Source organism: Brucella sp. GW823-FHT04E01, from assembly GCF_058796175.1.
Genome location: NZ_JBXAIK010000006.1, coordinates 164826 through 190278, shown reverse-complemented (window position 1 = coordinate 190278; position 25453 = coordinate 164826). Strand labels below are relative to the sequence as shown.

The following is a 25453-nucleotide window of genomic DNA, read 5'->3' as shown; positions in this document are numbered from 1 at the left end:
AACGGCATCCCCGCCGCTTTGAGCCTTAAACCCGGAAAATTCCAGCTCTCCGTGGCCCAAAATCGGGGTGCACCTCATTTGTGATTTGATAGCAAGCGAACAATTAAGGTCACTTAGGGGCAAGATACTCACTATTCTGACGCAGCCCGAACGATCTTAAATCCAGCTCCACATAAAAAATAACCCCGCGGCGTGATCGCGCGGGTTGAAGTCATGTCTCATCGGCACCCAAAATTTTATTCAGAACTTCGCGTTTGTAAAGTCCTAAGGATTGATTTGTGGGACATCAATATAAACGAAAGAAAGTGCTGACAGTTTTTTGACCGTACGATAAAAGGTCTCTCCAAAAAAGGGAGGGGAGAATGTACAGCAAAAGGACGGTCGAAGCGCCGCGTTTGTGGGTAGTTCGATGGATCGAACAATTGTCACTCACGAAGTTTCTGGCATTGGTTGTGGTTTGCAGCGCAAGTACTGGCGTAATTCTGAGCCGGTTAATTTGAAAGCGCTAAACGGATTGCACACGATAGGATCTTTAATAGTAAAGCCCCGACGCCTCTCCAAACGTCGGGGCTTCCTACCATTCCTGAGTGTTGTTATCGAGGCATGGTAATACAAAAACTAACGTGTTTGCGATCGCGGGCAAGGGCTTCATTTTAAAAGCCCCGACACGCTCTTCCCGGAGTCGTCGGGCCGCGCTCGGCAAATGAGGTGCATGTCCTTGCCGTCCGCTCTATCCGCTGAGCTTCGTACGGACCCAGCGAATAACTAGAAAAAGGCGCCCTGCCCTAGGGACGAGCTAGGCAGGGCTGCGTCAGCGACGGTTCTAGTGGTGAATGAGCCGTACTGGCGCGGAGTGGTATCGATGCATTGCGTGAAACTACGTTGGCGAAATTTTGTTCCGTCATTTTAGCCCGTCTTTATTCGGCCCCCTCATTCTATCCTGGAATAGCCCCTTAATTGCCCGGACAGTTTCTGCCACTTAAATAAGTGATAGGACTACTGTTCACATTATGACTGGTAATAGCATTAAGATGGAAATTCTTTCCGGCCCTGAGCGGCGTCGACGCTGGAGTACAGCGGAGAAACTTGCGATTGTCCACGAAACCTACGAGGCGGACGCAACGGTCAGTCTGGTCGCCCGTCGTCATGGCATTGCGCCCAGCCAGCTGTTCGCGTGGTGCAAGCTTACGTCAGAGGTCGCGACGGCAGCCGAAGAGGAGGTTGTCCATTCCGGTGACCAAGCTCGGACTCCAGACAATGCCGCCGCTGACGCTGGCCGCATTGCGGTTTGGCATAGCTGTTCCGCTTCTGCTGCTCTTCGTTCTGGGCAAACAAAGACTTCCACTCAAGGCTTTTCCCAGACTGGCAGGGTTGGGTGTTCTGGGCATCGGCATTGGTCAGGTTTCACAGACATTGGGTGTTGCCGGCACATCGGCATCAGCCGGAACGATTATTTCCGCTACCATTCCCCTGTTTGTCGTCGTTTTTGCAGCCCTTCGCCTGAAGCAGGCCGTTTCAGGCGTGCAGATGCTCGGACTGGTTACCGCCTTTGTGGGAATCGGTCTGGTCGCTCTGGAAAAGGGCGATCTGTCTGTGGTTGGAACGCAAAACAGTCTCGTCGGTGCAAGCTTCCTGCTGCTGTCGGCAGTCGCTATCGCCTTCTATTATGTGTGGAGCGTTCAGCTCACGGTTCAGTGCGGGACAGCCACAGTTGTCGCATGGAGCACTTGGTTCGGCTTGCTGGCACTCTTGCCGTTTGCCGGATGGGAAATCTCGACCGTCGATTTTCAGCTCAATTATGTTGCAATCGTTTCAGCGATCTATCTTGGTTTCATTGTTAGCGTTGCTGGCTTTTTCCTCTGGCTTCATCTCCTGCGGACGGTTCCTGCCAGAACGGCTGCCAGTGTTCAGTATTTGCAGCCTGTGTTCGGGGTCATGGCTTCGTCGGTCATGTTTGGCGATTCGATGGGGTGGTATTTCGCTGCGGGTGTCACACTTGTTTTGATCGGTCTGGCACTGACGATCTTCACGAAGCGACAAAGGCAATGAATATCGATATTGGGCCAATTTAAACTGCAAGAAGGCCAAAAGCACAGGCTCGATCTTGAGCATAGTGCAAAGGCCTGACAGAGGAGCGCCTTATTGCAACCGACATGGAGGCCATCTTGCACAAGCAAACCACGGCACAATTGGCCTTGGGGCTTCTGGATTGGAACCGAAAGCATCTGGTTCAAGACGGAGCGCTTACAGAGGCAATCATAGCGGAGAAATTCGCGGACCAGTTCATAGTCAAGGCCAATGGACGCATCCATCCTGCCAATCATGCCAATTATTTGGCCTTTCTGAATGGTTTCCGCAGCACGATTCACACCATCGACTACGATGTGCAAGACGTTGTGGTGGAAGGAAATTCAGCCGTACTGGCAATGACTGCCACGGTCGTGCGTCTCGATGAGACGACGGATCAATTCGAAGCGATGCTGCTTTTGAAATTCGATGAAGCTGACCGTGTCACCCTCTGGCACGAAGTTTACCTGAAAACACAATAGGGCACGGTACGAGCCTTCCAACGAAGACAGAACGCCGCGAGCACTTCGCGGCGTTTTATGTCTGTTCGGTTGTCCGTTATTGTCCGTGTGGACCGTCGGGAACACGGTGCCTCATATAGACACGCGGCCGGTAATTCCCGTGCCAGCCTGGACGATCACGCCATCCACGGCGACCCCAATGCCTGTCGCGATAGTAGCGACGATCACGATACCAATAGTCATCCCGGTCATTGAGAGCAGAGCCTATGGCAACGCCAGCGATAAGCGGAATGCCGATGAGTGCAGCTGTTCGACCGAAATCATCGGAGTAACCACCTGATGTTCCCTCGCGAAATGCCAGATAGCGCGACGATGCCCAGCCATAAGTCGGGCCGTAGCTGACCTGACACCAGCCATAACCGGATGTGCAGCCACGCACAGTGACAGGCGCTCCGCTTGGGATGGAACCCAGTGTCGCATAGCGCGTGCCGGGGCCTGTTCGAATATTGAGGTTGGTGGTGGATATGGCGTTCGCGGCCTGCGCTGCGCCCGCCGCAAATACGCCCAAGGCAACAAGAGCGGCTTTGAGAGCAAGCTTCATCGGAGTTCTCCCTGAACTGTCTCTATTGTCTATAAAACGACATCGATGAGCGAAGGTTCCAATCAGGGCAGACAGGCCGTGCGTGCCGAATAACAAAAGCGCCGGAAAACCGGCGCTTTCGAGGATCTTTGCGGATTGCTGGAACTATCGTCTGCAGCGAGCCACATACATGCGGCCATGACGGTCGCGATATTGGCAATTGCCATTGCGCAGTTCACGCACCAGAAGGCCGCCCAATGCGCCCGCACCTGCGCCGATCAGTGCGCCACGTCCGCCGCCAGCAATGCCGCCAATGATGGCACCTGCGCCGGTGCCGATGGAAATATCCTTTTCGGTGGTCGTGCAGCCCGTTATTGCGAGCAAGGCCACCAAACCAAGCGCCACTTTCCGCATCCCTGTCTCCTCCTGAGAAATACCAGACTAAGCTTAAACGATTGATTTCATGATCGGTTGCGTTCGAACCTGCAGGCCCGGACGAAAAATATCGCAGATCGAAACCGCGTTAGTGGCGACGATGGCGAAGGATGACCGCAATCGCCAACCCAGCCAGTCCGAACGCGATAACGCCTTGCAGAATGAAAACCCAGTTCATCATGATGTAGTCCTTTGACACTTACCTCATTGAGAGGTGCGTACGAATTTGGGTTCTACCTAGCGCATTTTAGTCGGATGGGAAACGCAACATAATGGCTTTGAGCTGGAGTGCATCCCGAAAAGTGCGACGCGCCTACACAAGGAAATAAGTTCGCTGGACTGATCTCCGATCCTGTTTTGATTGGACATGGTGCGCTTTGATGAAAACTAATCGTATGAAATCATTAAATTTATTTAATGGGAGTATTCACTTGGCGTTCACGTTGGCGAGCGCATTTTCCTTACATCGAATAAACAAAGGAAGCCGATATGAAGCCGATCGTTATTGCTCTTACTGCCTTTTCCTTTCTTGCAGCTCCTGCTGCGATGGCCCAACCGTATCCGTCGCAACATGGCAAGCCGTCTCACAGCCAGATGCACAAGGGTGGTCCGAAATATGATGCGCGTAAATATGACAATCGCCGTCACCAGAGCTGGAAGAAGGGCAACCGCCTGCCGCCAAACTACCGCGGCCACGTCGTGAACAACTATTCTGGCTACAAGCTGCGCAAGCCGCCACGCGGCTATCACTGGGTCAAGGTCAACAACGATTATATGTTGATCAGCATCGCAACCGGAATCATTTCGTCCATCGTGGCGGGCCGGTAAATAATCTGCACAAGAAAGGCGGCCATTGGCCGCCTTTTCCATGTCTGCAATATCAGTTCTCGGGGCCAAAATATTTGGCTTTCAGCTTGGCGACCTCTTCACTCTCGTGAGCACTGATGATTGCTACGCTGGCGGGCTTGACGAGTTCGCTATGGCGCGGGAAGGCAAAGCCATATTTGTCCGGGCTGAATACATTCCCGACAAGATCGACAGGTTGGTCGGCGTGCTGGTGGGCGTAATATTCCAGAACCGGCCCGTCGCCGACGATTGCCGCAATTTCATCGCTGACCAGTGCGTTTACCGCTTCGGGCATGTGATCGAAAGGAACAGTCGCGATAGAGCGCGACTTCAGAAACCGTTCTGCGACACCGCCTGCACGAACGCCAACGGATTTCCCCTGCAGATCAGAAAGGCTGGAAATATTGTTGTCGATATGAGCGACGGTCATGACGCTAGTAATCGATGAAGTCATGTAGGCGATGATCGCTATGCCAAACACCATCCAGAATGTCTGCCAGATGCGTCCCACCCAACCGAACAGGTTTTTGCGTGAAGTTTTGCCAGACGTCGCAATGGAAACCACGTGATAGAAACTTTCTGCCAGTCCCTCGCGCCAGCGTTTCGGAAAGCCTTCATCAAAACGCCTGTCGAAGATCGTCAGCAATACCGTGGCCGCAACGAGAATGCCGAGGATCCAGGCATAAGTCGCCAGATGTCCCGCATCATCAAGGCGGCTGATGAGATCGTCCCAGCCACTTCCTGCCTGGGTATGCACCATGATGCGCAAGCCAGCATCGAACCATGGATGGGTGAAATCCACGATCTCGGCACGCTGTTCCGTGATTGTCAGATTGGTAACGGCGGCTTCGACTTTGCCTTCTGAAACCGCTTTCACCAGTTCGGTGTAATTCGGATACTCCACATATTGCGAAGCAAGGTTCATGCGTGTGGCAATGTCCTGCCAGATATCGATAGCCATGCCGGAGAACGCATTGCCCTGTTTGTTGACGAATGGCTCACTGACATAAACACCGACCTGCACGGGCTTGGGTGCCTGCTGCGCATACGATGCTGATGGAAATACCACCAAAAGTAGAATTAGAATATGTTTGTATAAATGGTGGTTTATGAAGCTATTCATTGGCATTAACGACAAAGCACGTCCCCAAAAATTCCAGTACTTGCTGTATTTTAGATAGTTTCGATATTTTAATTGTATTAATATTTACCTCAACACTTATCATGATATTTCGAGAAATATGTTCGTTAGTTGTTGCTAATTTAATTTGTTCTCTGTTCCGACGGAATATGGAACCGAACGCCCTCCTATTCAGTTATTGCGGCTAACAAGCCGAAGGTCACAACACGGCTAAAGAGGGGTTCATGGAGAGTATCGACCGTCTGGATTCCACGGTGCGTCCGATCACGTCGGCGCCGCCACGCCTGCCGACTCTGGCGGCAATGGCTGTTGCCGTTGCCATTCTCTACTTTGCAAAAGACGTCTTTCTGCCTCTTGCCATAGCGGTACTGCTGACATTTGCGCTTGCGCCGATTGTCGCCTTTCTGCGCAGGGCCGGTCTTCCACGGCTGTTCGCGGTGATTACCAGTGTGGCCAGCGGTTTTCTGATCGTCGCAGTCTTCAGCGCCGTCGTTGCCTTTCAGGTCTCCGAGGTTGGGCAGAATATTTCAATCTATCAGTACAACATTATCGAGAAGATCAGGACACTCAAGGAAGCGAGCTCAGACAACAGTTTCATTGAAAGGCTCAACCGCTTTGCCGAGCGCATAGGCACGGAAATCAACAGGCCGGAACAGAAAACACAGGCGCTGCCTTCGGATCAGCCGGAGGAAAAGCCGCTGCTCGTCCAGATATTCGCGCCGCGCCATCCGGTTGAAACGCTCCGGAGCATAATCGAACCGCTCGTCGGTCCGCTGGCGACGACAGGTCTCGTCGTGGTTGTGGTGATTTTCATGCTGCTCGAACGGGAGGAGCTGAGGGATCGCTTCATAAGGCTGGTCGGCTATGGCGATCTTCACCGCACGACTGAAGCGTTGCAGGATGCGGGAAAGCGGGTTGGACAATATCTGCTGACGCAGCTGGTGGTGAATATTACCTATGGAGTGCCACTCGCTTTCGGACTTTGGATTTTGGGTATTCCGAATGCAGCTCTATGGGGAATGCTGGCAATCGTTTTGCGGTTCGTTCCCTATATTGGCCCGGTTATGGCGGCGATCCTGCCGCTGTTCCTTGCCTTTGCCGTTGCACCCGGCTGGAGCCTGCTCCTCTGGACAATCGGGCTCTTCGTCATCATCGAGCTTCTTATAAACAATGTGATCGAACCTTGGCTCTATGGCTCGCGCACCGGCCTTTCGCCGCTTGCAATCATCGTTTCGGCCATTTTCTGGACTTGGCTCTGGGGCCCGGTCGGGCTGGTCTTGTCGACGCCTCTGACGGTCTGTCTCGTGGTGCTGGGGCGTCATGTGCCGCAATTCGAGTTTCTGGAAATCCTGTTCGGCAACGAGCCTGTGCTCGATCCGAAGGAACGTCTCTATCAGCGCCTCCTGGCCGGAGACCCGGATGAGGCCACGGATAATGCCGAGGAAATGCTGGAACGGAAATATCTGGTCGAGTTTTACGGTTCGGTCGCGATCCCGGCGCTCCTGATGGCGGAGCGGGACCGTCTGCGCGGTGTTCTGACCGAGCCGCAATTGCAGATCGTTGACGAAAGCACGAAGACGCTGGTGGCCAATCTGGAACAGATTGCGAGCGAGGAGGAGGGGGACGACGAAGAGATCGCGATTGAGAATCCCGATGGCGATGTTAGCGCATCCGATCTGGAACTTCCCTCCGGCGAAGGCCGGTCGCTGCTGACATTCGGGGGACGAAAGGGGCTCGACGACACGGCTGCGATCATGCTGGCGCAGGTGCTTGCCGTGCAGGGCGCGTCGGCAGAAGCCGTCGTGCATGATGCGCTCAAGCCCGCCAATCTCAGGGCGCTGGATCTTTCCGACAGGGATACGCTGATAATCTGCTTTCTGGATCAGCAGGCGGCACGTCACGCCCGCTTTGCCGTACGTCGCCTGCGACGGCTGCGGCCCTCTCTGCGCATTGGCGTGGTGCTGTGGCACGATCCGAGCGAAGCACGATCCGTTGACCGGGAGGCGTTGCGGGAAGAAATGCAGGCGGATTTCGTCGCCTGCACCATGATAGAGGCCGTCGTGGAAGGCCTCTCTGAAATCGAACCGAAGCCCTTAAAGGCGGCAAAGAAAACGGTCCGCGCGCGGTCACGCAAGATGACGGCTGCAAAACCGGCTTAGATCGCGGCAAAGCCTTTTTCGAGGTCTGCAATGAGGTCCGGCACGTCTTCCAGACCAATCTGCAGGCGGATCACCGGGCCCGGATAGTCGCCCTTGGCCACGGTGCGATCATCGAGGCGGACATGAACCGCGAGGCTTTCATAGCCGCCCCAGGAATAACCGAGGCCGAAAATCTCCAGCGCATCGAGGAAAGCATGGGCTTCCTTCTGCCCGCCGCTGGCGAGCACGATGGAGAAAATGCCGGCAGAACCGGAGAAGTCCCGCTTCCAGATTTCATGACCCGGATGGCTTTCCAGTGCCGGATGCAGAACCCGGTCGACAGCCGGGTGGCTTTCAAGCCAACGGGCGACGTCCAGTGCGCTCTTGCGGTGATGTTCCAGCCGCACGCCCATCGTGCGCATGCCGCGCAGGATCTGGTAGGTATCGTCAGCCGATGTGCACAGTCCAAGCGTTCCGTGCGTTTCCAGAAGCTGCGGCCAGCATTTTTCATTGGCCGAAATCGTGCCAAACAGAATATCGGAGTGGCCGGACGGATATTTGGTCGAGGCATGGATGGTAATGTCCACGCCGAAATCGAGCGCCTTGAAGTAAAGCGGGGTGGCCCACGTATTGTCCATCATGACGATGGCGCCGCCCTTGTGCGCTTCTTCAACGATGGCCGGAATATCCTGCATTTCAAACGTGTTCGACGCCGGTGATTCCGTGAACACGACCTTGGTGTTCGGGCGCATCAGCTTTGCAATGCCAGAGCCGATCTCCGGATCGTAATATTCGACTTCCACGCCTATGCGCTTCAGGATCGTATCGGCAAAATGACGGGTCGGATTGTAGATCGAATCGACAAACAGCACGTGATCGCCGGGCGAGAGGAAGGCGAGAAGCGGAACGGTAACAGCGGCAAGACCGGACGGGACGCAGACCGTACCTGCCGAACCTTCCAGCGCATCAATGGCAGCGCAAAGCGCATCGCTGGTCGGTGTGCCACGCGTGCCATAAGTGTATTTCTGGCCACCGGTTGCCATCGTCTCTGCATCCGGGAAAAGCACGGTGGAGGCGCGGACAACGGGCGGATTGACGAAGCCATGATAATCGCGCGGCTGATAACCATCGTGAGCCAGCCGTGTGTTTATACCCAGCTTCTCTGTCTTGCCCTGCTGCTTAGTCACGAAAATGCCTCCAGACCATGTTGCATGCTATCCCACTGATTCTCGCCCACCGATTCTCGAACAAGAGGATTCTGCCGGGTCGCATCAAGGTCGGCTGCGGCAAAAAGATCTGCGATTCCGTTTGCGGCGGAAACTTTGAATACTTGGATAGGATGCGCGCGTTCCGGATGCAACCTCGCGTGCAATTTATTGCGTAAGAAGCTTTTGAAAGGGTATTTCTATTATGATGGCGTCAGGCACGGGAAGCATTTTTCTATATCCCTTTCGCGCGGCGCTGGAACTCCTTCGAGCTCTTCTGCGCCCGGCTTACAAGGGGGCGCCATCCCCATGGACGCTTGAAATGACCGCAATTGTGGTGCTTCTGCCGTTCATTATTCTCGTGCTGCATCTGTGGGATGCTGACATCGTTCGCGTCACGGCGCAGAGCACCAATTTTATCATGGAATTCCTGCGTGCGGTTACGGATGCGATTCGCACCATCGTCTGGCTGGCAATCGGCATTGTCGTCTGGCTCGTCACAGCGATACTGCTTTCGCCAAAACTGCGTGATAGTGCCAGACCGTGGTTCGTGAAACTCCATAGCTGGGCAACGTTGGTGCTGACGTCGATTGTTGTGGGGAGCATCCCGACTGAAATCGGTAAACTCGCCATCGGTCGGGCGCGCCCGTTCCTGCTCGATGACGTGGGCGCAGCCTATTTCTCACCGTTCAAAGGCCAGTTTCTTTATGAAAGCTTCCCGTCAGGTCACTCTATGATGGCTGGCATCATGATGGTCTCGCTTTGGATATTCCTGCCGCGCTGGCGCGTCCTTACAGCCCCGGCATGTTTTCTCTTCGGGATCAGCAGGCTTGCCGCGGGCGCACACTATCCGACTGACATCGTAGCCGGTCTGACGATCGGATTCGTGGCGACATGGTGGGTTGCCCGTTATATGGCGACGCGAAATATTATTTTTTCTTTGGATGGTGAAAGCGCGATGCCGCGCGTCTGATTTCTATCAGGAGTTGCTCTCGGCATTGCCCATCTAGGGTGGTAGTCAAATTTAACAAATTGAATTAATTGAGTTATAATGCCGTACTCCAACTGGTTGCGACATGATCTTCTCTGGAGAGGGTTTCTACCCAGAAATCGGGAAATCGTGTAAATTTTCAAATATTTCCCCCTCATCTTTTTTGGAGGCCAGCTCGCCGGGCTGCGTTATTGCCTTGACCAAAGGCAATTTTTCGCCTTCGATAAGACCCGTGAAGGCGGCAGGTTTGTCACTGCGCTCAAAAACAAGAATCGAAGACCGGAAAGCGGTCTCGGGCGAGGGGCAGCCTGCTGTATGGGCATGGGCTTGGGAGGTCACACGGCTTTTCCGACGGGTTTATGCAAAAATAAAGCAACAAGAGACGCTTGAGCCAAGGGTTCAGCGCTCTCCAGGGAACAAAAGGTTGCAGGCCAGATGAAAAAAACTCTTATGACGGGTGTATTGGGTGCGGCGGCGCTGTTTAGCGTAGCTTCGGGAGCATCCGCGGATACGCTTTCCGATGTGAAGGCGAAAGGTTTTCTGCAGTGCGGCGTTAATACGGGTCTTCTCGGCTTTGCTTCGCCCAACGACAAGGGCGAGTGGTCCGGCTTTGACGTAGACTATTGCCGCGCTGTGGCTTCTGCGATTTTCGGCGATCCAACCAAGGTGAAGTTCACGCCGCTGAACGCCAAGGAGCGTTTCACGGCCCTGCAGTCGGGTGAAGTGGACGTCCTGATCCGTAACACGACCTGGACGATCAGCCGCGACACTGCGCTTGGCCTTGATTTTGCTGGCATCAACTACTTTGACGGCCAGGGCTTCATGATCAATTCAAAGAAGCTGTCGGGCATCAATTCCGCATTGCAGCTTTCCGGCGCTTCCATCTGCGTTCAAGCCGGTACGACGACCGAGCTGAACATGGCCGACTATTTCCGCGCCAACAAGATGGAATATAACCCGGTTGTCTTCGAGAAGATCGAAGAAGCCAACGCCGCTTACGATTCCGGTCGTTGCGACGCCTATACGACCGATCAGTCCAGCCTCTACGGGGTTCGTCTGGCGCTTGCCAATCCGGATGATCACGTCATCTTGCCAGAAATCATCTCCAAGGAGCCATTCGGTCTGACCGTTCGTCAGGGCGATTCCAAGTGGGCGGACGTCGTTCGCTGGACCCATAATGCGCTGCTCAACGCCGAGGAATACGGCATTACGCAGGCCAATGTCGAAGAGATGAAGAAGTCCGACAATCCGGACATCAAGCGTCTTCTCGGTGTGGAAGCAGACACGAAGATCGGTACCGATCTCGGTCTCGACAATGACTGGGTGGTGAAGATCGTCAAGGGCGTCGGCAATTACGGTGAAATCTTCGAGCGCAATATCGGCGCCAGCAGCCCGCTCAAGATTGCACGTGGCATCAACGCCCAGTGGAACAAGGGCGGCCTGCAATACGGCGTCCCTGTGCGCTAACGGGCTCTTCTTTCCAGACTGATCATCGGCGGGTGCAGCAGCGCCCGCCGGATTTGTCGGCTCTGCAGTTTGTCCGTTTGCTACTGGCCTCGCATCGTGAGGGCATCTGAACGCTGACAAGCTGCATTTTGGAATTCAACCGCGTCTTGCAGGCCCGCAAGCTCGAGATGAGCCTGAATTGGGGATGGCAAGACCGAACGGTTCGGCAATCGATGTCTCGATTTCAGGAATTGCTCCGCAGATGCGGTCAGCCTTTCCTGTTTGAGGTCGATGCAGCCAGCCGAGAGGCACAGGAAACATATGGCTTCCTATTCTGCAACTGAACGTCGCCAGGACAGCGGCGGAACTTCGCTCCTGTACGATCCGCGGATTCGCGGCATCTTCTATCAGGTCATTGTCTTTGGTGCGGTCATTGGCGCGATCTACTGGATTGTCGGCAACACGGTCACCAATCTGCAGCGCGCAAACATTGCATCCGGCTTCGCCTTCCTCAATGGGCGTGCCGGGTTTGATATCAGCCAGACGCTTATTCAGTACAACAGCGATTCGAACTATGGCCGGGCCTTTCTGGTTGGCCTCGTGAATACGCTTTACGTTGCCGCGCTGGGTGTCATTACGGCATCGATCATCGGGTTTCTGGTCGGTATCGGGCGTCTTTCGCGCAACTGGCTGATCCGCAAGATCTGCACTGTCTATGTGGAGATATTCCGCAATATTCCGCCGCTGCTCGTCATATTCTTCTGGTATTTCGGCGTTCTGTCGGTCCTGCCGCAGGCCCGCGACAGCTTCGCGCTCCCGTTGGGCACTTACCTGAACAATCGCGGCTTCTTCATGCCATCTCCTATATGGGGTGAGGGGGCGTGGCTTCTGCCGGTAGCGCTTCTCATCGGCATCGTCGCTTCGGTCATCGTTGGACGTTGGGCAAAACGCCGCCAGATGGCAACCGGCCAGTCCTTTCACACGATACGCGTGTCCGCCGCCCTGATTATCGGCCTGCCGATACTGGCGCTGATCGCGACCGGTTTTCCGGTTTCGTTCGACTCGCCGAAGCTCGGAACGTTCAATCTGACCGGCGGCGCACAGATCAAGCCGGAGTTTCTGGCTCTGTTTCTGGCGCTTTCCTTCTATACGGCGTCCTTTATCGCTGAAACGGTTCGCGCCGGCGTTCTGGGCGTCAACAAGGGGCAGACCGAAGCGGCTTATGCAGTCGGTCTCCGTCCCGGCCAGACGATGCGTCTCATCATCGTGCCGCAGGCGCTGCGCATCATCATTCCACCGCTCTCGAGCCAGTATCTCAATCTTATCAAGAACTCGTCGCTCGCCATTGCCATCGGCTATCCCGATCTTGTCGCCGTAGGTGGCACGATCCTCAACCAGACCGGTCAATCGGTCGAAGTCGTGGCGATCTGGATGGTGATCTACCTGGGCATCAGCCTGATTGTGTCCGGCCTGATGAACTGGTTCAATGCCAAGATGGCGCTGGTGGAGAGGTGACAATGGAAAACGCAGATCTCCAATATGTCCGCTCGCAGATGGTGGATGGCGAAGCGCCGCCACGCTCCGTGCAGGGCATTTCGCACTGGTTGCGCGTCAATCTGTTCGCAACGCCTGTCGATGCGGCGTTGACCATTCTCGGCCTGCTGGCCGTGGCGTGGTTCCTCCCGCCAATCATCGAGTGGCTGTTCTTCAAGGCCGTTTGGACGGGTGCGGATCGCACGGCCTGCCTGACTGTCGCGCAGGGCGGCACGCAACCGGAAGGCTGGTCGGGCGCCTGCTGGGCATTCGTGAACGCGAAATACGAGCAGTTCATCTATGGCCGTTATCCGATTTCGGAACGCTGGCGCGTCAATTTGACGGCGCTGATCTTCGTCGTCCTGCTGGTGCCGCTGCTGATTCCGAAGGCCCCGAAGAAGGCTCTCAATGCGATCCTGTTCTTCTTCGTGTTCCCGATCGTCGCCTTCTTCCTGCTGGTCGGCGGCTGGTTCGGCCTTCCTTATGTGGAAACGCCGCTCTGGGGTGGGCTTCTCGTCACGCTTGTGCTGTCCTTTGTCGGTATCGCCGTGTCGCTGCCGCTTGGTATCGTGCTGGCGCTCGGACGCCGTTCAAAGCTGCCGGTCATCAAGACCTTCTCGATCATCTTCATCGAAATGGTGCGCGGCGTTCCGCTGGTGACGGTGCTGTTCATGGCCAGCGTCATGCTGCCTTTGTTCCTGCCGCCGGGTGTGACTTTCGACAAGCTCCTGCGTGCGCTCATCGGCGTGGCGCTGTTCGCTTCGGCCTATATGGCGGAAGTGGTGCGCGGTGGTCTTCAGGCTATCCCGCGTGGGCAGTATGAAGGTGCGGATGCGCTGGGTCTCAGCTACTGGCAGAAAACGGGACTGATTGTTCTGCCGCAGGCGCTGAAGCTTGTCATTCCGGGTATCGTCAACACCTTCATCGGTCTGTTCAAGGATACGAGCCTTGTCTACATCATCGGCATGTTCGATCTGTTGGGCATCGTCCGTCAGAACTTTTCCGATGCCAACTGGGCTTCTCCACAGACGCCTGCCACCGGTCTCATCTTTGCGGGCTTCGTTTTCTGGATTTTCTGTTTCGCAATGTCGCGATACTCTATATTCATGGAACGACGGCTCGACACGGGTCATAAACGATAAGAATAAAGGGAATAATGGAAATGAGTGCACAAAACGCCCTCCCGCAATCCGAGCTGGGAATGGATGTTGACCGTTCGAAGATGCAGGTTTCCACAACCGATGTCGCCATCGAAATCACCAATATGCATAAGTGGTATGGTGAGTTTCACGTCCTGCGCGACATCAATCTGAAGGTCATGCGCGGGGAGCGCATCGTTGTTGCCGGACCGTCGGGCTCGGGCAAATCGACCATGATCCGCTGTATCAACCGTCTGGAAGAACACCAGAAGGGCAAGATCGTCGTCGACAATATCGAGCTGACCAACGATCTCAAGAAGATCGATGAAGTGCGCCGCGAAGTCGGCATGGTGTTCCAGCACTTCAATCTCTTCCCGCATCTGACCATTCTGGAAAACTGCACGCTCGCGCCGATCTGGGTGCGCAAGATGCCGAAGAAGCAGGCGGAAGAAATCGCCATGCACTATTTGGCCCGCGTGAAGATTCCGGAACAGGCCAACAAATATCCGGGCCAGCTTTCCGGTGGTCAGCAGCAGCGTGTGGCGATTGCTCGTGCACTGTGCATGAACCCGAAAGTCATGCTGTTCGATGAACCGACATCGGCTCTCGATCCGGAAATGGTGAAGGAAGTTCTGGACACGATGGTAAGCCTCGCTGCCGAAGGCATGACCATGATCTGCGTGACGCACGAAATGGGCTTTGCCCGTCAGGTTGCCAACCGCGTGATCTTCATGGATCAGGGCCAGATCGTCGAGCAGAACTCGCCGGACCAGTTCTTCGACAATCCGCAACACGAACGCACCAAGCTGTTCCTGAGCCAGATTCTGCACTAATCAGATTAGTGGCCTGAAATCGAAACACCCGCCGGTTCGCCGGCGGGTGTTTTTGTTTATTCGTCGTGCGGGCCTTCGCAGAATTGGATGCGATTGCCGAAGGGGTCGATGACCGCCATTACGCGGCCCCACGGCTCATTCTCAATTCCTGGTCGCATGAAGCGGTAACCGCGTGCGTTGACTTCTTTGTGCAGTTCCTCAACACCTTGCATGCGCACGAAAATATTGGCGCCCGGACTTCCGTCGCCGTGATGCTCGCTGAGATGCAGGACAAGCGCACCGCGGGAAACCTGCATATAAAGCGGCATTCCCTCGGCAAATCGATGCTCCCAATCCAGATTGAAGCCGAGAAAGCCGAGATAAAATTCACGGGCTTTCTCTATGTCGAAAATGCGAAAGATCGGACAGGTTTGCTCAAACTGGATTGCCATTCTGAAACGCCTTTGCGACTGATTATTCCGTGACACGGGAGAGGGAAGCAGTGACTGATTTTCAATGGGTGGAGAAACTCGCGCCTGAGCAATACAGCGAATTTCATGAGTTTTATAGTAAAGAATGGTGGACGAGCGAGCGGACGCTTGATGACGTCACTAACATGCTGGCCCATTGTGATTTGCTTCTGTTCTGCCTCGACGCAGAAAGCAGGATCGCAGGTTTCGCCCGCGTTCTCACGGACTTCACCTTCAAGGCGATGGTCTTCGATGTGATCGTGTCGGAGAAGCATCGTGGACGAGGGCTCGGACAAGCCCTTGTTGAACGCGTTCTCAACCATGAAAAGTTGAAGCGTGTGAAAAGTTTTGAACTCTACTGCCCGGAACAGCTTGTGCCCTTCTACGAGAAGCTTGGCTTCGTGAAGGGCACATCCTCGTTACTTTTCAACCAGCGTTAGAACACCGATCTGACTGAATCAGGTCGGTGTTCTAAGTATTTGTTTCGTCGCATTTGCCTCACGCAAAACCGCTGCGCACTTTTGCTGGAAATGCTCTAATCTTCGACAAACCGGCGCAGGCGCTGGAGTGCGTCGTCCCACTGGTTGGAAACGGTTGCGAGATAGGCGCGGGCGTCAATCAATGGCGCAGGATGCAGGCGAAACCTGCTCTCCCGTCCGACCTTTTCCCGTTCGACCAGATTTGCCTGTTCCAGCACGGAGAGATGCTTGGTGACGGCCTGCCGGGTGATGCTGCCGTTTTGCGACAGCACCACAATCGAACGGCTTTCGCCATCACTCAGGGTTTCGATGAGCGCCAGCCGGGTCGGATCGGCGAGCGCTGCAAAAACCATGGACATGTCCATACCGGTCATCTCTGGCTTATCATACATTTTCGACGTGTCTTTTGATGTTGCCGACCTGTTCCTCCCAGCCGCCCTCGTTCATCCGCAACGCCAGCGGCCGGCGTTCGGCAGGCAACGCATCGAAACCACTTTCGACCACCGTCAGCCGCGTTCCGGTCTCGATCGGTTCCAGTTTGAATTCCACCAGCGTCGGCGGCTCCTTGGAATAGTCGATACTGCGGTCCACCGCATAGGGATGCCAGGTGAAGGCAAAGTAGCTTGGTGCCTTCATTTCCTTGATGAGTGATTCCCAAGGCTCGTGCTCGAAACCGGGATAGGTGATGTGGCCGGTCGAACGGGTGCCAACGATGAACGGCCCGTCGATCTTGACCTGAAACCAGCTCCCAAACTCTTCATGATCGGTGAGGGCGCGCCATACGCGGTCGATCCCTGCATGAATATCGACGGTTTTCGCGATGCGGTCAGTATTGCTTGCAATGGTCATGATATGCATCCTCCGTAATTGGCAACTTAATGGTTGCCAATATAGGGTGCTTGACGAAATACGCAACTAAAAAGTTGCATATTTTATTCGGGTGCGGTCGCCTTGTCGGGAAGCGGGAACAACGTCACGAATTTTTCTGCAAGGGTGCGGTCGCCTATCACCTTGAGAATATAGGCGCTTTCCAGCACTGAAAGGGGCTGTCCGCCATAGATGGCGGCAGCCAGCATACGCGGTGAACTTTCGAAATGGAGATCGTATTTCTGCGCTGTGCCGCGCTCTATCCGAATCCCTTCATCGTTCAGCTGTGCGGTAAAATCTTCTCCGTCCAGACGGAGACCGATCACGGCGCGCATACCGAGAGCCCTGTCATGATCCATCATGGTTCTGAGCGACAGCAGGAATGAAGCGGTCGAAATAGGCAGGTTGGGATCATGCTTTGGTGAACGCGCGGCCCAACGACCCAACGTCTGAAGGATGGGTTCGCTCTCATAGCCCCATTCAGTCAGTTCGTAGACCTGCACCGATGCGGGAGGTGGAAGTTTTGTCTTGCGAAGAATGCCTGCTTCTTCCAGCCCTTCAAGCCTCTGGGTGAGGACATTTGCACTCACACCCGGCAGATCAGCCCGCAGATCGCTGAAGCGTTTGGGACCGAACATCAATTCGCGCATAACCAGGAGCGACCAGCGTTCCCCAATCAAATCAAGGGCATGGGCAGCAGCGCAAGCATCGTCATAACTGCGTTTGGCGGCTGGCTTTTCCGGTTTGGTTATTTTTTCTAACTTCATGGTTGCTAATTATAACTTATATGCCATTATGTACAAGCGAACTTTGAGTTCTTCCGATGCCAATTGCGTGAATTGTTTTACGCCCGGAAGGCTCAGGCATCGATTGCATGTCGGGCCTCAGACTCATGGCTCGATCTTATCGCCGGGGGAGCCGGGCAGGCGATAGATAATCGTAAAATAAAATCAGGCCACTTGGCCTTCCAACGGAGGAAATCTTATGCCGAAAATGATATTCGTGAACCTGCCAGTGAAGAATGTTGCGCAGTCGACCAGCTTCTACGAAGCCATCGGGGCTACCAAAAACCCAATGTTCTCGGACGAAACGGCTTCCGGCATGGTCTTTTCGGATACGATCCACGTGATGATCCTTGACCACGAAAAGTTCAGCCAGTTTACGCCGAAAAAGATCGCAGATGCCAACACGGTCAGCGAAGTGCTGGTCTGTTTGTCCGCGGAAAACAAGGCTGAAGTCGATACCACCGTTGAGAAAGCGGTAAACGCTGGCGGTAAGGCGGATCCGGGTCCGAAACAGGACTATGGATTCATGTATGGACGCAGCTTTGAAGATCTTGACGGCCATATCTGGGAGATAATGTGGATGGATATGGAAGAAGCCAAGAAGGTTATGGGCTGAGGAGGAAACAATGTCAGGTCTGACAATCTGTCTCTGGTTCGACAAGCAGGCCGAAGAAGCGGCGAACCACTATGTCTCGATCTTCCGCGCTTGCGGAAGATCGGCTTCCGTCGATGGCTTCATTCGATTTGAGCATGCACACCAGCCCGAAGGCACGGATGTGGTTGTGGCGAACTTCACGCTCGACGGGCAGGCGATATCCGGCCTCAACGGCGGGCCGACCTTCAAGTTTTCCCCGGCAGTTTCGCTTTTCGTCCAATGCAAGGATCAGGTGGAACTGGATATGTTCTGGGAGAAACTGATGGAGGGCGGCGCGCCGATGGAATGCGGCTGGCTGACGGACAAGTATGGCTTCTCGTGGCAGGTCGTGCCGCAGATGTTGCTGGATGTCCTGCAGAACGGCACAGCCGAACAACGCCAGCGCGTGGCCGATGCCGTGATGAAGATGGTCAAGCTCGACGTTGCGACGCTCGAAGCTGCGCGCGACGCAGCTTAATTCCGCACTGCCGCAATGGCATCATAGCCATAGAGCCAGTCCAGATCCTTCAGGAAACTATCCGGACTGCGCATGGCGAAGAGCGTGTTGCGGCCAAGCGCGAAAATGCCGGTGGCGTGATAGGCGAACCTGTTCAACTGGCCGCGCTTGGCAACCGCAGCAATCCGCTCCTTGCGGACGGTATCGAAGCGCTTCAGCCCTGCTTCGTGGTCGCCACTGTCCAGTGCCTCGGCAATGGCCGCAGCATCCTCGATCGCCATGGCGGCACCTTGTGCAGCAAAAGGTGTGACCGCATGCGAAGCGTCGCCGAGAAAAATCGTCCGGTCCGGCCCGACGAATTGAGCATCTGGCATTTCGAAAAGCGGCCAATAGGTCCACTCATTGGCAGCCGCCAGCACATCGCGAACGGGAGCGCCCCACTCCGCGTAGATGGAGCGCAAGCGCGCCGGATCGCCGGTTCTGGACCAGACTTCGCCGGGGTTTTCGCCCGTCGTGATGGCGACGAAATTGAAGAAACTGCCGCCCTTGACCGGATAGGCGATGAAATGCGCTTGCCTGCCGAGCCATGCTGAAACTGCGTTGCTTGTTACAACAGCGGACGAAAACGATGCGGGGAGGGCATCCGCCGCGAGCGTAGTGCGCCAGGCAATATGGCCGCTGAACCTTGCCTTGCTGAAACCTGCCTTCGAGCGCTCCGCCGACCAGACGCCATCGCAGGCGATCAGATATGCAGCGTCGACAGATTCTTCGGAATTGCCACGGCGGATAGTGGCTACAACAGCGCCGTTTTCGACGCGATGATTTGTGATTTCAGCACCGAGGCTGATGTCGATGCCGGGCTCTTCACAGCAGGCGTCGAGCAAAGCGGATTGCAGATCGGCGCGATGGCAAACGACATAGGGATGGTGCCAGCGCTGAGAAGCCTTGTCGCCAAGCTTCATTTCCATCAGCGGACGCGCTTTGCGCCCATCCATGAGGTAGAGCGCTTCCGGCGTTATGGCTTGTGCAGAAAGACGGCCGGCAACGCCGAGCCGTTCCAGATGACGCATCGCATTGGGTGCAAGTTGCAGGCCAGCACCGACTTCCGAAAGGGTCTCGGCCTTTTCGACAAGCCGGACATTCCAGCCGCGCGCTGCCAGCTCCAATGCTGCCGACAGACCGGCAACTCCGGCCCCGGCAATCAATATGCGCCCTTTGCTCATGTCGATGAGATCATCCGGCATTCAGCCCCGTGAGGCTGCCCAGATCAGGCGGCTTTGTCGGCGGGTGCTTCGTAAACGCAGCCAGCCGGAACGGTTTCGTCGGCATGGAGCTTGGCGTTGTAGCGATAGAGGGTCGAACAATACGGGCAAACGACTTCACTTTCATCACCCATGTCGAGAAACACGTGCGGATGATCGAAAGGCGGGTTTGCACCGACGCACATGAATTCCTTCACGCCGATTTCGATGGCCGCATGGCCGGCGTCGTTCTGAAAGTGAGGAATAATGTGATCGGACATAATATGCTCCGGTTCTGGTCGATGGGCGGTATGAGCATGATCCTGAACCGGGTCCCGGACAGGATCATGCATAGACATTGGCATGCGTGTACCGCGAAAGTCTTGTTTCCGGAAGCGTTTTCATCAATTCTGAGGACATTTGAAGCTAATTGCTATCAAACTGTCATATGACAGCCATAGGCTTAAGGCAGAGCCGGAATGTTCCGGTGGAAGTCGGGACAGGAAAAATGAGCGAAAACAGCGTTATGGCGAGCGAAACCCCCAACGCGATTGAAGGCGGGACACACGAAATGACAGCCGGACTAGCCCCCAACCCAACCGTCGTTCCCGATGTGGACGTAGCCCCTGACGTTCACAAAGCTTTGAACGGCGAATTGATGCAAAGTTCCGACCGCTTTGTGAATCGCGAGTTTTCCTGGCTGCAATTCAACCGGCGTGTTCTCGAAGAAGCCGCGAATATGCGGCAGCCTCTGCTTGAACGCCTGCGCTTCCTGTCTATCTCCGCCGCCAATCTCGATGAATTTTTTATGGTCCGCATTGCCGGTCTCGCCGCTCAGGTGCGCGCCGGTGTGGCGATGCGCAGCGCCGATGGACGCACGCCGCAGGAACAGCTCGACTTCGTTCTGGACGAAGTAGGGCGCTTGCAGGAAGAACAGCAGGAACGCCTGCGTATGCTGCGCGAGGAACTGGAACAGGACAGCATCGAGATTGTTCGCCCGTCGGCGCTTTCAAAGCCCGAAAAGGAATGGCTTGAAAACCACTTCCTCGAAACGATTTTCCCTGTTCTGACGCCACTCTCCATTGATCCGGCGCATCCGTTCCCGTTCATTCCGAACCTCGGCTTTTCCATCGCCCTGCAGCTTGCGCGCCGCGCCGACAATCATCCGATGACGGCCCTTCTGCGTATTCCGGTCGCGCTCAAGCGCTTCATTCAGCTGCCGACAGACCAGCAAAACACCTACCGCTTCATCACCATCGAGGACGCGGTGAGCCTGTTCATCGGGCGACTGTTCCCCGGTTACGAAGTGCGCGGCGCCGGTACGTTCCGCATCATCCGTGACAGCGATATCGAAGTGGAAGAAGAGGCGGAAGATCTCGTTCGTCTCTTCGAGACAGCACTGAAACGCCGTCGTCGCGGTCAGGTTATCCGCATTGAGTTTGACGGCGAAATGCCAGAAGCCTTGCGCGTCTTCGTGGCGACGGAACTTGGCGTTTCGGAAAACCGCATCAGCGTGCATGAAGGTCTTCTGGCGCTCAACATGATTTCGGAGATCGTTTCGATCCCGCGGGATGACCTCAAATTCGTATCCTACAATCCGCGTTTCCCGGAGCGTATTCGCGAGCATGGCGGCGATTGCTTTGCAGCGATTCGTGAAAAGGACATTGTGGTCCATCACCCCTATGAATCGTTTGACGTGGTGGTGCAGTTCCTGCGGCAGGCTGCAGCCGACCCGGATGTGCTGGCGATCAAGCAGACGCTGTATCGTACCTCCAATGACAGCCCGATCGTGCGCGCATTGGTCGATGCTGCAGAAGCGGGCAAGTCGGTAACGGCGCTGGTCGAGCTGAAGGCACGCTTCGATGAGGAAGCGAATATTCGTTGGGCACGCGATCTGGAGCGCGCGGGCGTTCAGGTGGTGTTCGGCTTCATCGAATTGAAAACCCACGCGAAAATGTCGCTCGTGGTACGCCGTGAAGATCAGAAGCTGCGCTCCTATGTGCATCTGGGCACGGGCAACTATCACCCGATCACGGCGCGTATCTATACCGACCTGTCGTTCTTTACGTCGGACGCGGATATTGCTCGCGACGTGGCGCATATCTTCAATTTCATCACGGGCTATGCCCAGCCTGCCGAAGAGATGAAGATAGCGATTTCACCTTTCACACTTCGCGCGCGAATCCTCAAGCACATCGAGGACGAGGTTGCGCATGTGAAGGCGGGGCGTCCGGCTGCGATCTGGATGAAGATGAACTCGCTGGTTGATCCACAGATTATTGACGCGCTCTACGTGGCGAGCCAGGCGGGCGTGCAGATTGATCTGGTCGTGCGTGGCATCTGCTGCCTGCGTCCGGGCGTTCCGGGGCTTTCCGACAATATTCGCGCCAAGTCGATTGTCGGACGTTTTCTCGAGCACAGCCGCATTTTCTGCTTCGGAAATGGCAATGACCTGCCTTCCGACAAGGCAATCGTCTATATCGGTTCCGCCGACATGATGCCGCGCAATCTTGATCGCCGCGTGGAGACGCTTGTTCCGATCACAAATGCAACAGTGCATCAACAAATCCTGTCGCAAATCATGTTTGCCAACATAATTGATAACCAACAGAGCTATCAGCTACTTGCGGACGGCACCTCTCGCCGGATAGAAAAAGAAGCAGGAGAGGAAGCTTTCAACGCGCAGGAATATTTCATGACCAATCCTAGCCTGTCGGGTCGCGGAAAGTCGCTGAAGTCTTCGGCCCCCCGCCTTATCGCGCATCGCAAGCGCGCGCAGGCGGAAAGAAAAACGACTGCATGAGTCCAGCTGTAGCACAAGGCCGCCTCAAGGGACTCAAGCCCGTCGCGGTCATCGACATTGGCTCGAACTCGATCCGTGTCGTCATCTATGAAGGCATCGTCCGTTCGCCGACGGTGCTTTTCAATGAAAAGATACTTTGCGGCCTCGGAAAGGGCCTCGCGAAAACCGGCAAGCTCAACGAGAAATCCGTTGAAGCGGCCCTTCGTGCGCTGAAGCGTTTTCGCGCTCTGGCCGAACAGGCCGGCGCGGTTTCCATTCACGCGCTGGCGACTGCGGCTGCACGCGAAGCGAAAAACGGTCCGGATTTCATCGCACAGGCGGAAGCCATTCTCGGCCGGCACATCGAGGTGCTGTCCGGCAAGGAAGAAGCCTATTACTCAGCGCTCGGCATTATTTCCGGTTTCTTCCAGCCGAAGGGTGTCACGGGCGATCTCGGCGGCGGCAGCCTTGAGCTGATCGCGGTGGACGACCACGAGGTAGGCGAGGGGATCACCTTGCCGCTCGGTGGCCTGCGCTTGCAGGATATGTCCGATGGACGGCTGCCAGAGGCAACCAAGATTGCGCGCACGGAACTCGCAAAGGCGACGCTTCTGCAAGCCCATCAGGGCCAGGTTTTCTATGCGGTCGGCGGCACCTGGCGTAACCTTGCCAAGTTGCATATGACGGCGAAGAACTATCCCCTGCACGTCATGCACGGCTACGAGATGAATCCGGTGGACGCGCAGAGCTTCCTCAAGCGCGTTGCCAAGGGCAATCTCGACACGATGCGCGGCATTGAAGCTGTTTCGAAAAACCGCCGTCAACTTTTGTCTTATGGCGCCACGGTGCTGCTTGAGACGATCCGTCTGATGAAACCCTCCAAGATCGTTTTCTCGGCGCTCGGCGTGCGTGAAGGCTATCTTTATTCGCTTCTGCCGAAGAACGAGCAGCGGCTCGATCCGCTGCTGGCCTCGGCAGACGAACTGTCCATTCTGCGCTCGCGCTCTCCGCGTCATGCCCGCGAACTGGCAACCTGGACAACATTGTCCTTGCCGGTCCTCGGGTTTGACGAAACCGAGGATGAAGCGCGCTACCGACAGGCTGCCTGCCTCGTGGCCGACATAAGCTGGCGTGCGCATCCCGATTATCGCGGATCGCAGGCGCTGAACATCATCGCTCACGGCTCGTTCGGCGGTATCGACCACGCCGGACGTTCCTTCATGGCGCTTGCCAATTATTATCGCCATGAAGGGCTGATCGAAGACGAGATTGCGCCGGAGATCATGCAGCTCGCCACGCCGCGCCTGCGTGAACGGGCAAAGCTGCTTGGAGCCTTGCTGCGGGTGGTCTACCTTCTGTCGGCTTCGATGCCGGGCGTCATCCCACGCCTTATCTGGCGTGAGGAAGAAAGCGGCATTGCGCTTGTCGTACCGGGAGACCTGGCCGATCTGATTTCGGATCGTCCCGAAGGCCGCTTGCAGCAGCTCTCCAAGCTGACCGGAAAGAACATCTATTTCGCGGTTGGTGATGCAGCCATCGAGGGGACGCGGGAATAAGGCAGTAAGTGAGTAGGGCAGTAAGGCAATATGTTAATGCTCGCGTTAAACACACTGCCTTACTGCCCTATTGCCTTACTCCCCTAACTCAACCGCCCTGATCCGCCGGTTCTCGAACTTGATGACGATCTTGCCGTCGATCAGATCGAGGGCTTTCTGACCGAAAACCTCGCGACGCCAGCCATGCAGGGCAGGCACATTGGCCTTGTCGCCTTCCGAGGCGATCTTGTCGATGTCGTCGGAATTCGCCACGATCTTTGCCGCGACGCCGTGCTCTTCCGTCACAAGCTTGAGCAGAACCTTGAGGATATCTGCAGCGGCGGCGCTGCCTTCCGGCGAATGCGACGGCTTCGGCAATTTTGGCAAATCTTCCTTCGGGATTTCAAGCGCGGACTGGATCGCTGCGACAAGCCCTGCAGCCTGTGCCGAACGCTCCCAACCCTTCGGGATCGAGCGGAGACGGCCCAGTGCTTCCGCGTCACGCGGCTGCTGCTGTGCGATTTCGGCTATGGTGTCGTCCTTGATGATACGTCCACGCGGCACATTGCGCTCGCGCGCTTCGCGTTCGCGCCAGGCGGCGACAGCCTGCACAATCGCAAGTTCCAGCGGTTTGCGGACGCGTGCCTTGACCCGGCGCCACGCATCGTCAGGGTGCATGTCATAGGTTTCACGGGAAGTCAGCACCGCCATTTCCTCGTTCACCCACTCGCTGCGACCTTCTTTCTCAAGTTCTTCCTTCAGATAGAGATAGATATCGCGCAGATAGGTAACGTCGGCCAGTGCATAGTCGAGCTGCTTGTCTGAAAGCGGGCGACGGCGCCAGTCGGTAAACCGGGACGACTTGTCGATCTGCTTGCCGGTGACCTTCTGCACAAGCTGGTCATAGGAAATGGCATCGCCAAACCCGCAAACCATTGCCGCTACCTGACTGTCGAAGACAGGCGACGGGATGAGATCGCCGAGGTGGAAGACGATTTCGATGTCCTGCCGTGCTGCGTGGAAAACCTTGACGATCGTCTCGTCGGCCATCAAGCGGAAGAACGGCGCGAGGTCGAGCCCCGGCGCAAGCGCATCCACAAGCGCCGTATGGTCAGGCGAGGCCATCTGGATAAGGCACAATTCCGGCCAGAACGTCGTTTCACGGATGAACTCCGTGTCGACTGTAACGAAATCGGATTTGGCGAGGGCGGATACGGCCTCTTCGAGAGCCTGTGTTGTCGTAATCAGATGCATGTCTACCTTTTAGAGCATTTCCAGCAAAAGTGCGAAGCGGTTTTGCGTCGGATAATGCGACAAAACAAAGAGACAGAGCTTTGCCGCTTGTCGCGAAATAATCAGGAACTGGCGCTCCACTTAATACGCACATAGTGTTTTTTGTCGACACGTTA

Annotated in this window: 26 protein-coding genes and 1 pseudogene; 15 read left to right on the top strand and 12 right to left on the bottom strand. The window is 55.7% G+C overall.

What is annotated here, in order from left to right; genetic code table 11:
* Nucleotides 1-1010: 1010 nt before the first annotated feature.
* The 3 genes and pseudogenes from AC1RHM_RS21815 to AC1RHM_RS21805 form a co-directional block, all read left to right on the top strand.
* Nucleotides 1011-1238: pseudogene (locus AC1RHM_RS21815) on the top strand (transposase); the annotation flags it as partial.
* Nucleotides 1234-2049 (top strand): DMT family transporter, encoded by an 816-nt coding sequence (locus tag AC1RHM_RS21810; protein ID WP_318272928.1) that lies wholly within the window; start codon nt 1234-1236, stop codon nt 2047-2049. The pseudogene AC1RHM_RS21815 and the gene AC1RHM_RS21810, both read left to right, overlap by 5 nt.
* A gap of 116 nt (nt 2050-2165) precedes the next feature.
* On the top strand, nt 2166-2549 hold the full coding sequence (locus AC1RHM_RS21805; RefSeq protein ID WP_226622259.1) for a hypothetical protein: 384 nt from the start codon (nt 2166-2168) through the stop codon (nt 2547-2549).
* Nucleotides 2550-2625: 76 nt separating this feature from the next.
* Here AC1RHM_RS21805 and AC1RHM_RS21800 read toward each other — a convergent pair whose 3' ends face one another.
* Both AC1RHM_RS21800 and AC1RHM_RS21795 read right to left on the bottom strand, forming a co-directional pair.
* Nucleotides 2626-3129 carry an SH3 domain-containing protein gene (locus AC1RHM_RS21800; protein ID WP_036588502.1) on the bottom strand — a complete coding sequence of 168 codons (504 nt, stop codon included), beginning with the start codon at nt 3127-3129 and terminating at the stop codon, nt 2626-2628.
* Nucleotides 3130-3273: 144 nt separating this feature from the next.
* Nucleotides 3274-3522 (bottom strand): YMGG-like glycine zipper-containing protein, encoded by a 249-nt coding sequence (locus AC1RHM_RS21795; RefSeq protein ID WP_012092366.1) that lies wholly within the window; start codon nt 3520-3522, stop codon nt 3274-3276.
* A gap of 510 nt (nt 3523-4032) precedes the next feature.
* Between AC1RHM_RS21795 and AC1RHM_RS21790 the strand changes: the two genes are divergently transcribed.
* Entirely contained in the window at nt 4033-4371 is a 339-nt protein-coding gene (locus AC1RHM_RS21790) for an RcnB family protein (RefSeq protein ID WP_010661056.1), read from the top strand.
* 52 nt (nt 4372-4423) lie between these two features.
* Here the strand turns inward: AC1RHM_RS21790 and AC1RHM_RS21785 are convergent, their stop codons facing one another.
* Nucleotides 4424-5527, bottom strand: a complete 1104-nt coding sequence (locus AC1RHM_RS21785; protein ID WP_029925157.1) for a transporter substrate-binding domain-containing protein — start codon at nt 5525-5527, stop codon at nt 4424-4426.
* Between the two features lie 227 nt (nt 5528-5754).
* On the opposite strand from AC1RHM_RS21785, the gene AC1RHM_RS21780 reads away from it, so the two are divergent.
* Nucleotides 5755-7689, top strand: a complete 1935-nt coding sequence (locus AC1RHM_RS21780; protein ID WP_036588499.1) for an AI-2E family transporter — start codon at nt 5755-5757, stop codon at nt 7687-7689.
* On the opposite strand, the gene AC1RHM_RS21775 is transcribed toward AC1RHM_RS21780, so the two are convergent.
* A complete protein-coding gene (locus AC1RHM_RS21775; protein ID WP_010661059.1) occupies nt 7686-8855 on the bottom strand; it encodes a cystathionine beta-lyase in 1170 nt (389 codons plus the stop codon). The two genes, AC1RHM_RS21780 and AC1RHM_RS21775, sit on opposite strands and share 4 nt — an antisense overlap.
* Nucleotides 8856-9078: 223 nt before the next feature.
* Between AC1RHM_RS21775 and lpxE the strand changes: the two genes are divergently transcribed.
* The gene (lpxE, locus tag AC1RHM_RS21770; RefSeq protein WP_010661060.1) at nt 9079-9846 is read left to right on the top strand and encodes a lipid A 1-phosphatase LpxE; all 768 of its coding nucleotides are present in this window, start codon (nt 9079-9081) and stop codon (nt 9844-9846) included.
* Nucleotides 9847-9972: 126 nt separating this feature from the next.
* Here the strand turns inward: lpxE and AC1RHM_RS21765 are convergent, their stop codons facing one another.
* Nucleotides 9973-10203: a hypothetical protein gene (locus AC1RHM_RS21765; RefSeq protein ID WP_010661061.1), complete on the bottom strand. Its 231-nt coding sequence runs from the start codon at nt 10201-10203 to the stop codon at nt 9973-9975.
* Nucleotides 10204-10299: 96 nt separating this feature from the next.
* On the opposite strand from AC1RHM_RS21765, the gene AC1RHM_RS21760 reads away from it, so the two are divergent.
* The 4 genes from AC1RHM_RS21760 to AC1RHM_RS21745 all read left to right on the top strand — a co-directional run bounded on the left by AC1RHM_RS21760 (nt 10300) and on the right by AC1RHM_RS21745 (nt 14815).
* On the top strand, nt 10300-11331 hold the full coding sequence (locus tag AC1RHM_RS21760; RefSeq protein ID WP_010661062.1) for an amino acid ABC transporter substrate-binding protein: 1032 nt from the start codon (nt 10300-10302) through the stop codon (nt 11329-11331).
* Between the two features lie 300 nt (nt 11332-11631).
* On the top strand, nt 11632-12825 hold the full coding sequence (locus tag AC1RHM_RS21755) for an amino acid ABC transporter permease (protein WP_036588495.1): 1194 nt from the start codon (nt 11632-11634) through the stop codon (nt 12823-12825).
* Between the two features lie 2 nt (nt 12826-12827).
* The gene (locus tag AC1RHM_RS21750) at nt 12828-13985 is read left to right on the top strand and encodes an amino acid ABC transporter permease (protein WP_012092358.1); all 1158 of its coding nucleotides are present in this window, start codon (nt 12828-12830) and stop codon (nt 13983-13985) included.
* Between the two features lie 20 nt (nt 13986-14005).
* Nucleotides 14006-14815 (top strand): amino acid ABC transporter ATP-binding protein, encoded by an 810-nt coding sequence (locus AC1RHM_RS21745; protein WP_012092357.1) that lies wholly within the window; start codon nt 14006-14008, stop codon nt 14813-14815.
* Nucleotides 14816-14871: 56 nt separating this feature from the next.
* Here the strand turns inward: AC1RHM_RS21745 and AC1RHM_RS21740 are convergent, their stop codons facing one another.
* A complete protein-coding gene (locus tag AC1RHM_RS21740; RefSeq protein WP_029925143.1) occupies nt 14872-15246 on the bottom strand; it encodes a glyoxalase superfamily protein in 375 nt (124 codons plus the stop codon).
* Nucleotides 15247-15296: 50 nt separating this feature from the next.
* Here AC1RHM_RS21740 and AC1RHM_RS21735 point away from each other — a divergent pair, with 50 nt between their 5' ends.
* Complete coding sequence (locus AC1RHM_RS21735) at nt 15297-15704, top strand: GNAT family N-acetyltransferase (RefSeq protein WP_029925142.1); 408 nt, start codon at nt 15297-15299, stop codon at nt 15702-15704.
* A gap of 95 nt (nt 15705-15799) precedes the next feature.
* On the opposite strand, the gene AC1RHM_RS21730 is transcribed toward AC1RHM_RS21735, so the two are convergent.
* The 3 genes from AC1RHM_RS21730 to AC1RHM_RS21720 all read right to left on the bottom strand — a co-directional run bounded on the left by AC1RHM_RS21730 (nt 15800) and on the right by AC1RHM_RS21720 (nt 17377).
* The gene (locus AC1RHM_RS21730) at nt 15800-16117 is read right to left on the bottom strand and encodes an ArsR/SmtB family transcription factor (RefSeq protein WP_029376230.1); all 318 of its coding nucleotides are present in this window, start codon (nt 16115-16117) and stop codon (nt 15800-15802) included.
* 10 nt (nt 16118-16127) lie between these two features.
* Entirely contained in the window at nt 16128-16592 is a 465-nt protein-coding gene (locus tag AC1RHM_RS21725; protein WP_010661069.1) for an SRPBCC family protein, read from the bottom strand.
* 83 nt (nt 16593-16675) lie between these two features.
* Nucleotides 16676-17377 (bottom strand): winged helix-turn-helix transcriptional regulator, encoded by a 702-nt coding sequence (locus AC1RHM_RS21720; RefSeq protein WP_036588493.1) that lies wholly within the window; start codon nt 17375-17377, stop codon nt 16676-16678.
* 217 nt (nt 17378-17594) lie between these two features.
* Here AC1RHM_RS21720 and AC1RHM_RS21715 point away from each other — a divergent pair, with 217 nt between their 5' ends.
* Together AC1RHM_RS21715 and AC1RHM_RS21710 are read left to right on the top strand one after the other, a co-directional pair.
* Nucleotides 17595-18011, top strand: a complete 417-nt coding sequence (locus AC1RHM_RS21715) for a VOC family protein (protein ID WP_010661071.1) — start codon at nt 17595-17597, stop codon at nt 18009-18011.
* Between the two features lie 10 nt (nt 18012-18021).
* Nucleotides 18022-18507, top strand: coding sequence for a VOC family protein (locus AC1RHM_RS21710; RefSeq protein WP_010661072.1), 486 nt, complete (start codon nt 18022-18024; stop codon nt 18505-18507).
* On the opposite strand, the gene AC1RHM_RS21705 is transcribed toward AC1RHM_RS21710, so the two are convergent.
* Nucleotides 18504-19709 carry an FAD-binding protein gene (locus tag AC1RHM_RS21705; protein ID WP_036588525.1) on the bottom strand — a complete coding sequence of 402 codons (1206 nt, stop codon included), beginning with the start codon at nt 19707-19709 and terminating at the stop codon, nt 18504-18506. The genes AC1RHM_RS21710 and AC1RHM_RS21705 overlap by 4 nt on opposite strands.
* A gap of 44 nt (nt 19710-19753) precedes the next feature.
* A complete protein-coding gene (locus AC1RHM_RS21700; RefSeq protein ID WP_010661074.1) occupies nt 19754-20008 on the bottom strand; it encodes a zinc-finger domain-containing protein in 255 nt (84 codons plus the stop codon).
* 290 nt (nt 20009-20298) lie between these two features.
* Here AC1RHM_RS21700 and AC1RHM_RS21695 point away from each other — a divergent pair, with 290 nt between their 5' ends.
* Nucleotides 20299-22530, top strand: a complete 2232-nt coding sequence (locus AC1RHM_RS21695) for an RNA degradosome polyphosphate kinase (protein ID WP_043062647.1) — start codon at nt 20299-20301, stop codon at nt 22528-22530.
* Nucleotides 22527-24065 carry an exopolyphosphatase gene (ppx, locus tag AC1RHM_RS21690; protein ID WP_036588491.1) on the top strand — a complete coding sequence of 513 codons (1539 nt, stop codon included), beginning with the start codon at nt 22527-22529 and terminating at the stop codon, nt 24063-24065. Before AC1RHM_RS21695 ends, ppx begins: the two co-directional genes overlap by 4 nt.
* Before the next feature lie 75 nt (nt 24066-24140).
* On the opposite strand, the gene rnd is transcribed toward ppx, so the two are convergent.
* Nucleotides 24141-25298, bottom strand: a complete 1158-nt coding sequence (rnd, locus tag AC1RHM_RS21685; RefSeq protein WP_010661077.1) for a ribonuclease D — start codon at nt 25296-25298, stop codon at nt 24141-24143.
* Nucleotides 25299-25453 lie beyond the last annotated feature (155 nt).

Coding starts and splice junctions, on each gene's coding strand:
- AC1RHM_RS21755 (WP_036588495.1), top strand. CDS start 11,632: ATGGCTTCCTATTCTGCAACTGAACGTCGCCAGGACAGCGGCGGAACT.
- lpxE (WP_010661060.1), top strand. CDS start 9,079: ATGATGGCGTCAGGCACGGGAAGCATTTTTCTATATCCCTTTCGCGCG.
- AC1RHM_RS21725 (WP_010661069.1), bottom strand. CDS start 16,592: ATGACCATTGCAAGCAATACTGACCGCATCGCGAAAACCGTCGATATT.
- AC1RHM_RS21795 (WP_012092366.1), bottom strand. CDS start 3,522: ATGCGGAAAGTGGCGCTTGGTTTGGTGGCCTTGCTCGCAATAACGGGC.
- AC1RHM_RS21750 (WP_012092358.1), top strand. CDS start 12,828: ATGGAAAACGCAGATCTCCAATATGTCCGCTCGCAGATGGTGGATGGC.
- AC1RHM_RS21700 (WP_010661074.1), bottom strand. CDS start 20,008: ATGTCCGATCACATTATTCCTCACTTTCAGAACGACGCCGGCCATGCG.
- AC1RHM_RS21740 (WP_029925143.1), bottom strand. CDS start 15,246: ATGGCAATCCAGTTTGAGCAAACCTGTCCGATCTTTCGCATTTTCGAC.
- AC1RHM_RS21800 (WP_036588502.1), bottom strand. CDS start 3,129: ATGAAGCTTGCTCTCAAAGCCGCTCTTGTTGCCTTGGGCGTATTTGCG.
- AC1RHM_RS21695 (WP_043062647.1), top strand. CDS start 20,299: ATGACAGCCGGACTAGCCCCCAACCCAACCGTCGTTCCCGATGTGGAC.
- AC1RHM_RS21790 (WP_010661056.1), top strand. CDS start 4,033: ATGAAGCCGATCGTTATTGCTCTTACTGCCTTTTCCTTTCTTGCAGCT.
- AC1RHM_RS21710 (WP_010661072.1), top strand. CDS start 18,022: ATGTCAGGTCTGACAATCTGTCTCTGGTTCGACAAGCAGGCCGAAGAA.
- AC1RHM_RS21745 (WP_012092357.1), top strand. CDS start 14,006: ATGAGTGCACAAAACGCCCTCCCGCAATCCGAGCTGGGAATGGATGTT.
- rnd (WP_010661077.1), bottom strand. CDS start 25,298: ATGCATCTGATTACGACAACACAGGCTCTCGAAGAGGCCGTATCCGCC.
- AC1RHM_RS21720 (WP_036588493.1), bottom strand. CDS start 17,377: ATGAAGTTAGAAAAAATAACCAAACCGGAAAAGCCAGCCGCCAAACGC.
- AC1RHM_RS21705 (WP_036588525.1), bottom strand. CDS start 19,709: ATGAGCAAAGGGCGCATATTGATTGCCGGGGCCGGAGTTGCCGGTCTG.
- AC1RHM_RS21760 (WP_010661062.1), top strand. CDS start 10,300: ATGAAAAAAACTCTTATGACGGGTGTATTGGGTGCGGCGGCGCTGTTT.
- AC1RHM_RS21730 (WP_029376230.1), bottom strand. CDS start 16,117: ATGACCGGTATGGACATGTCCATGGTTTTTGCAGCGCTCGCCGATCCG.
- ppx (WP_036588491.1), top strand. CDS start 22,527: ATGAGTCCAGCTGTAGCACAAGGCCGCCTCAAGGGACTCAAGCCCGTC.
- AC1RHM_RS21715 (WP_010661071.1), top strand. CDS start 17,595: ATGCCGAAAATGATATTCGTGAACCTGCCAGTGAAGAATGTTGCGCAG.
- AC1RHM_RS21780 (WP_036588499.1), top strand. CDS start 5,755: ATGGAGAGTATCGACCGTCTGGATTCCACGGTGCGTCCGATCACGTCG.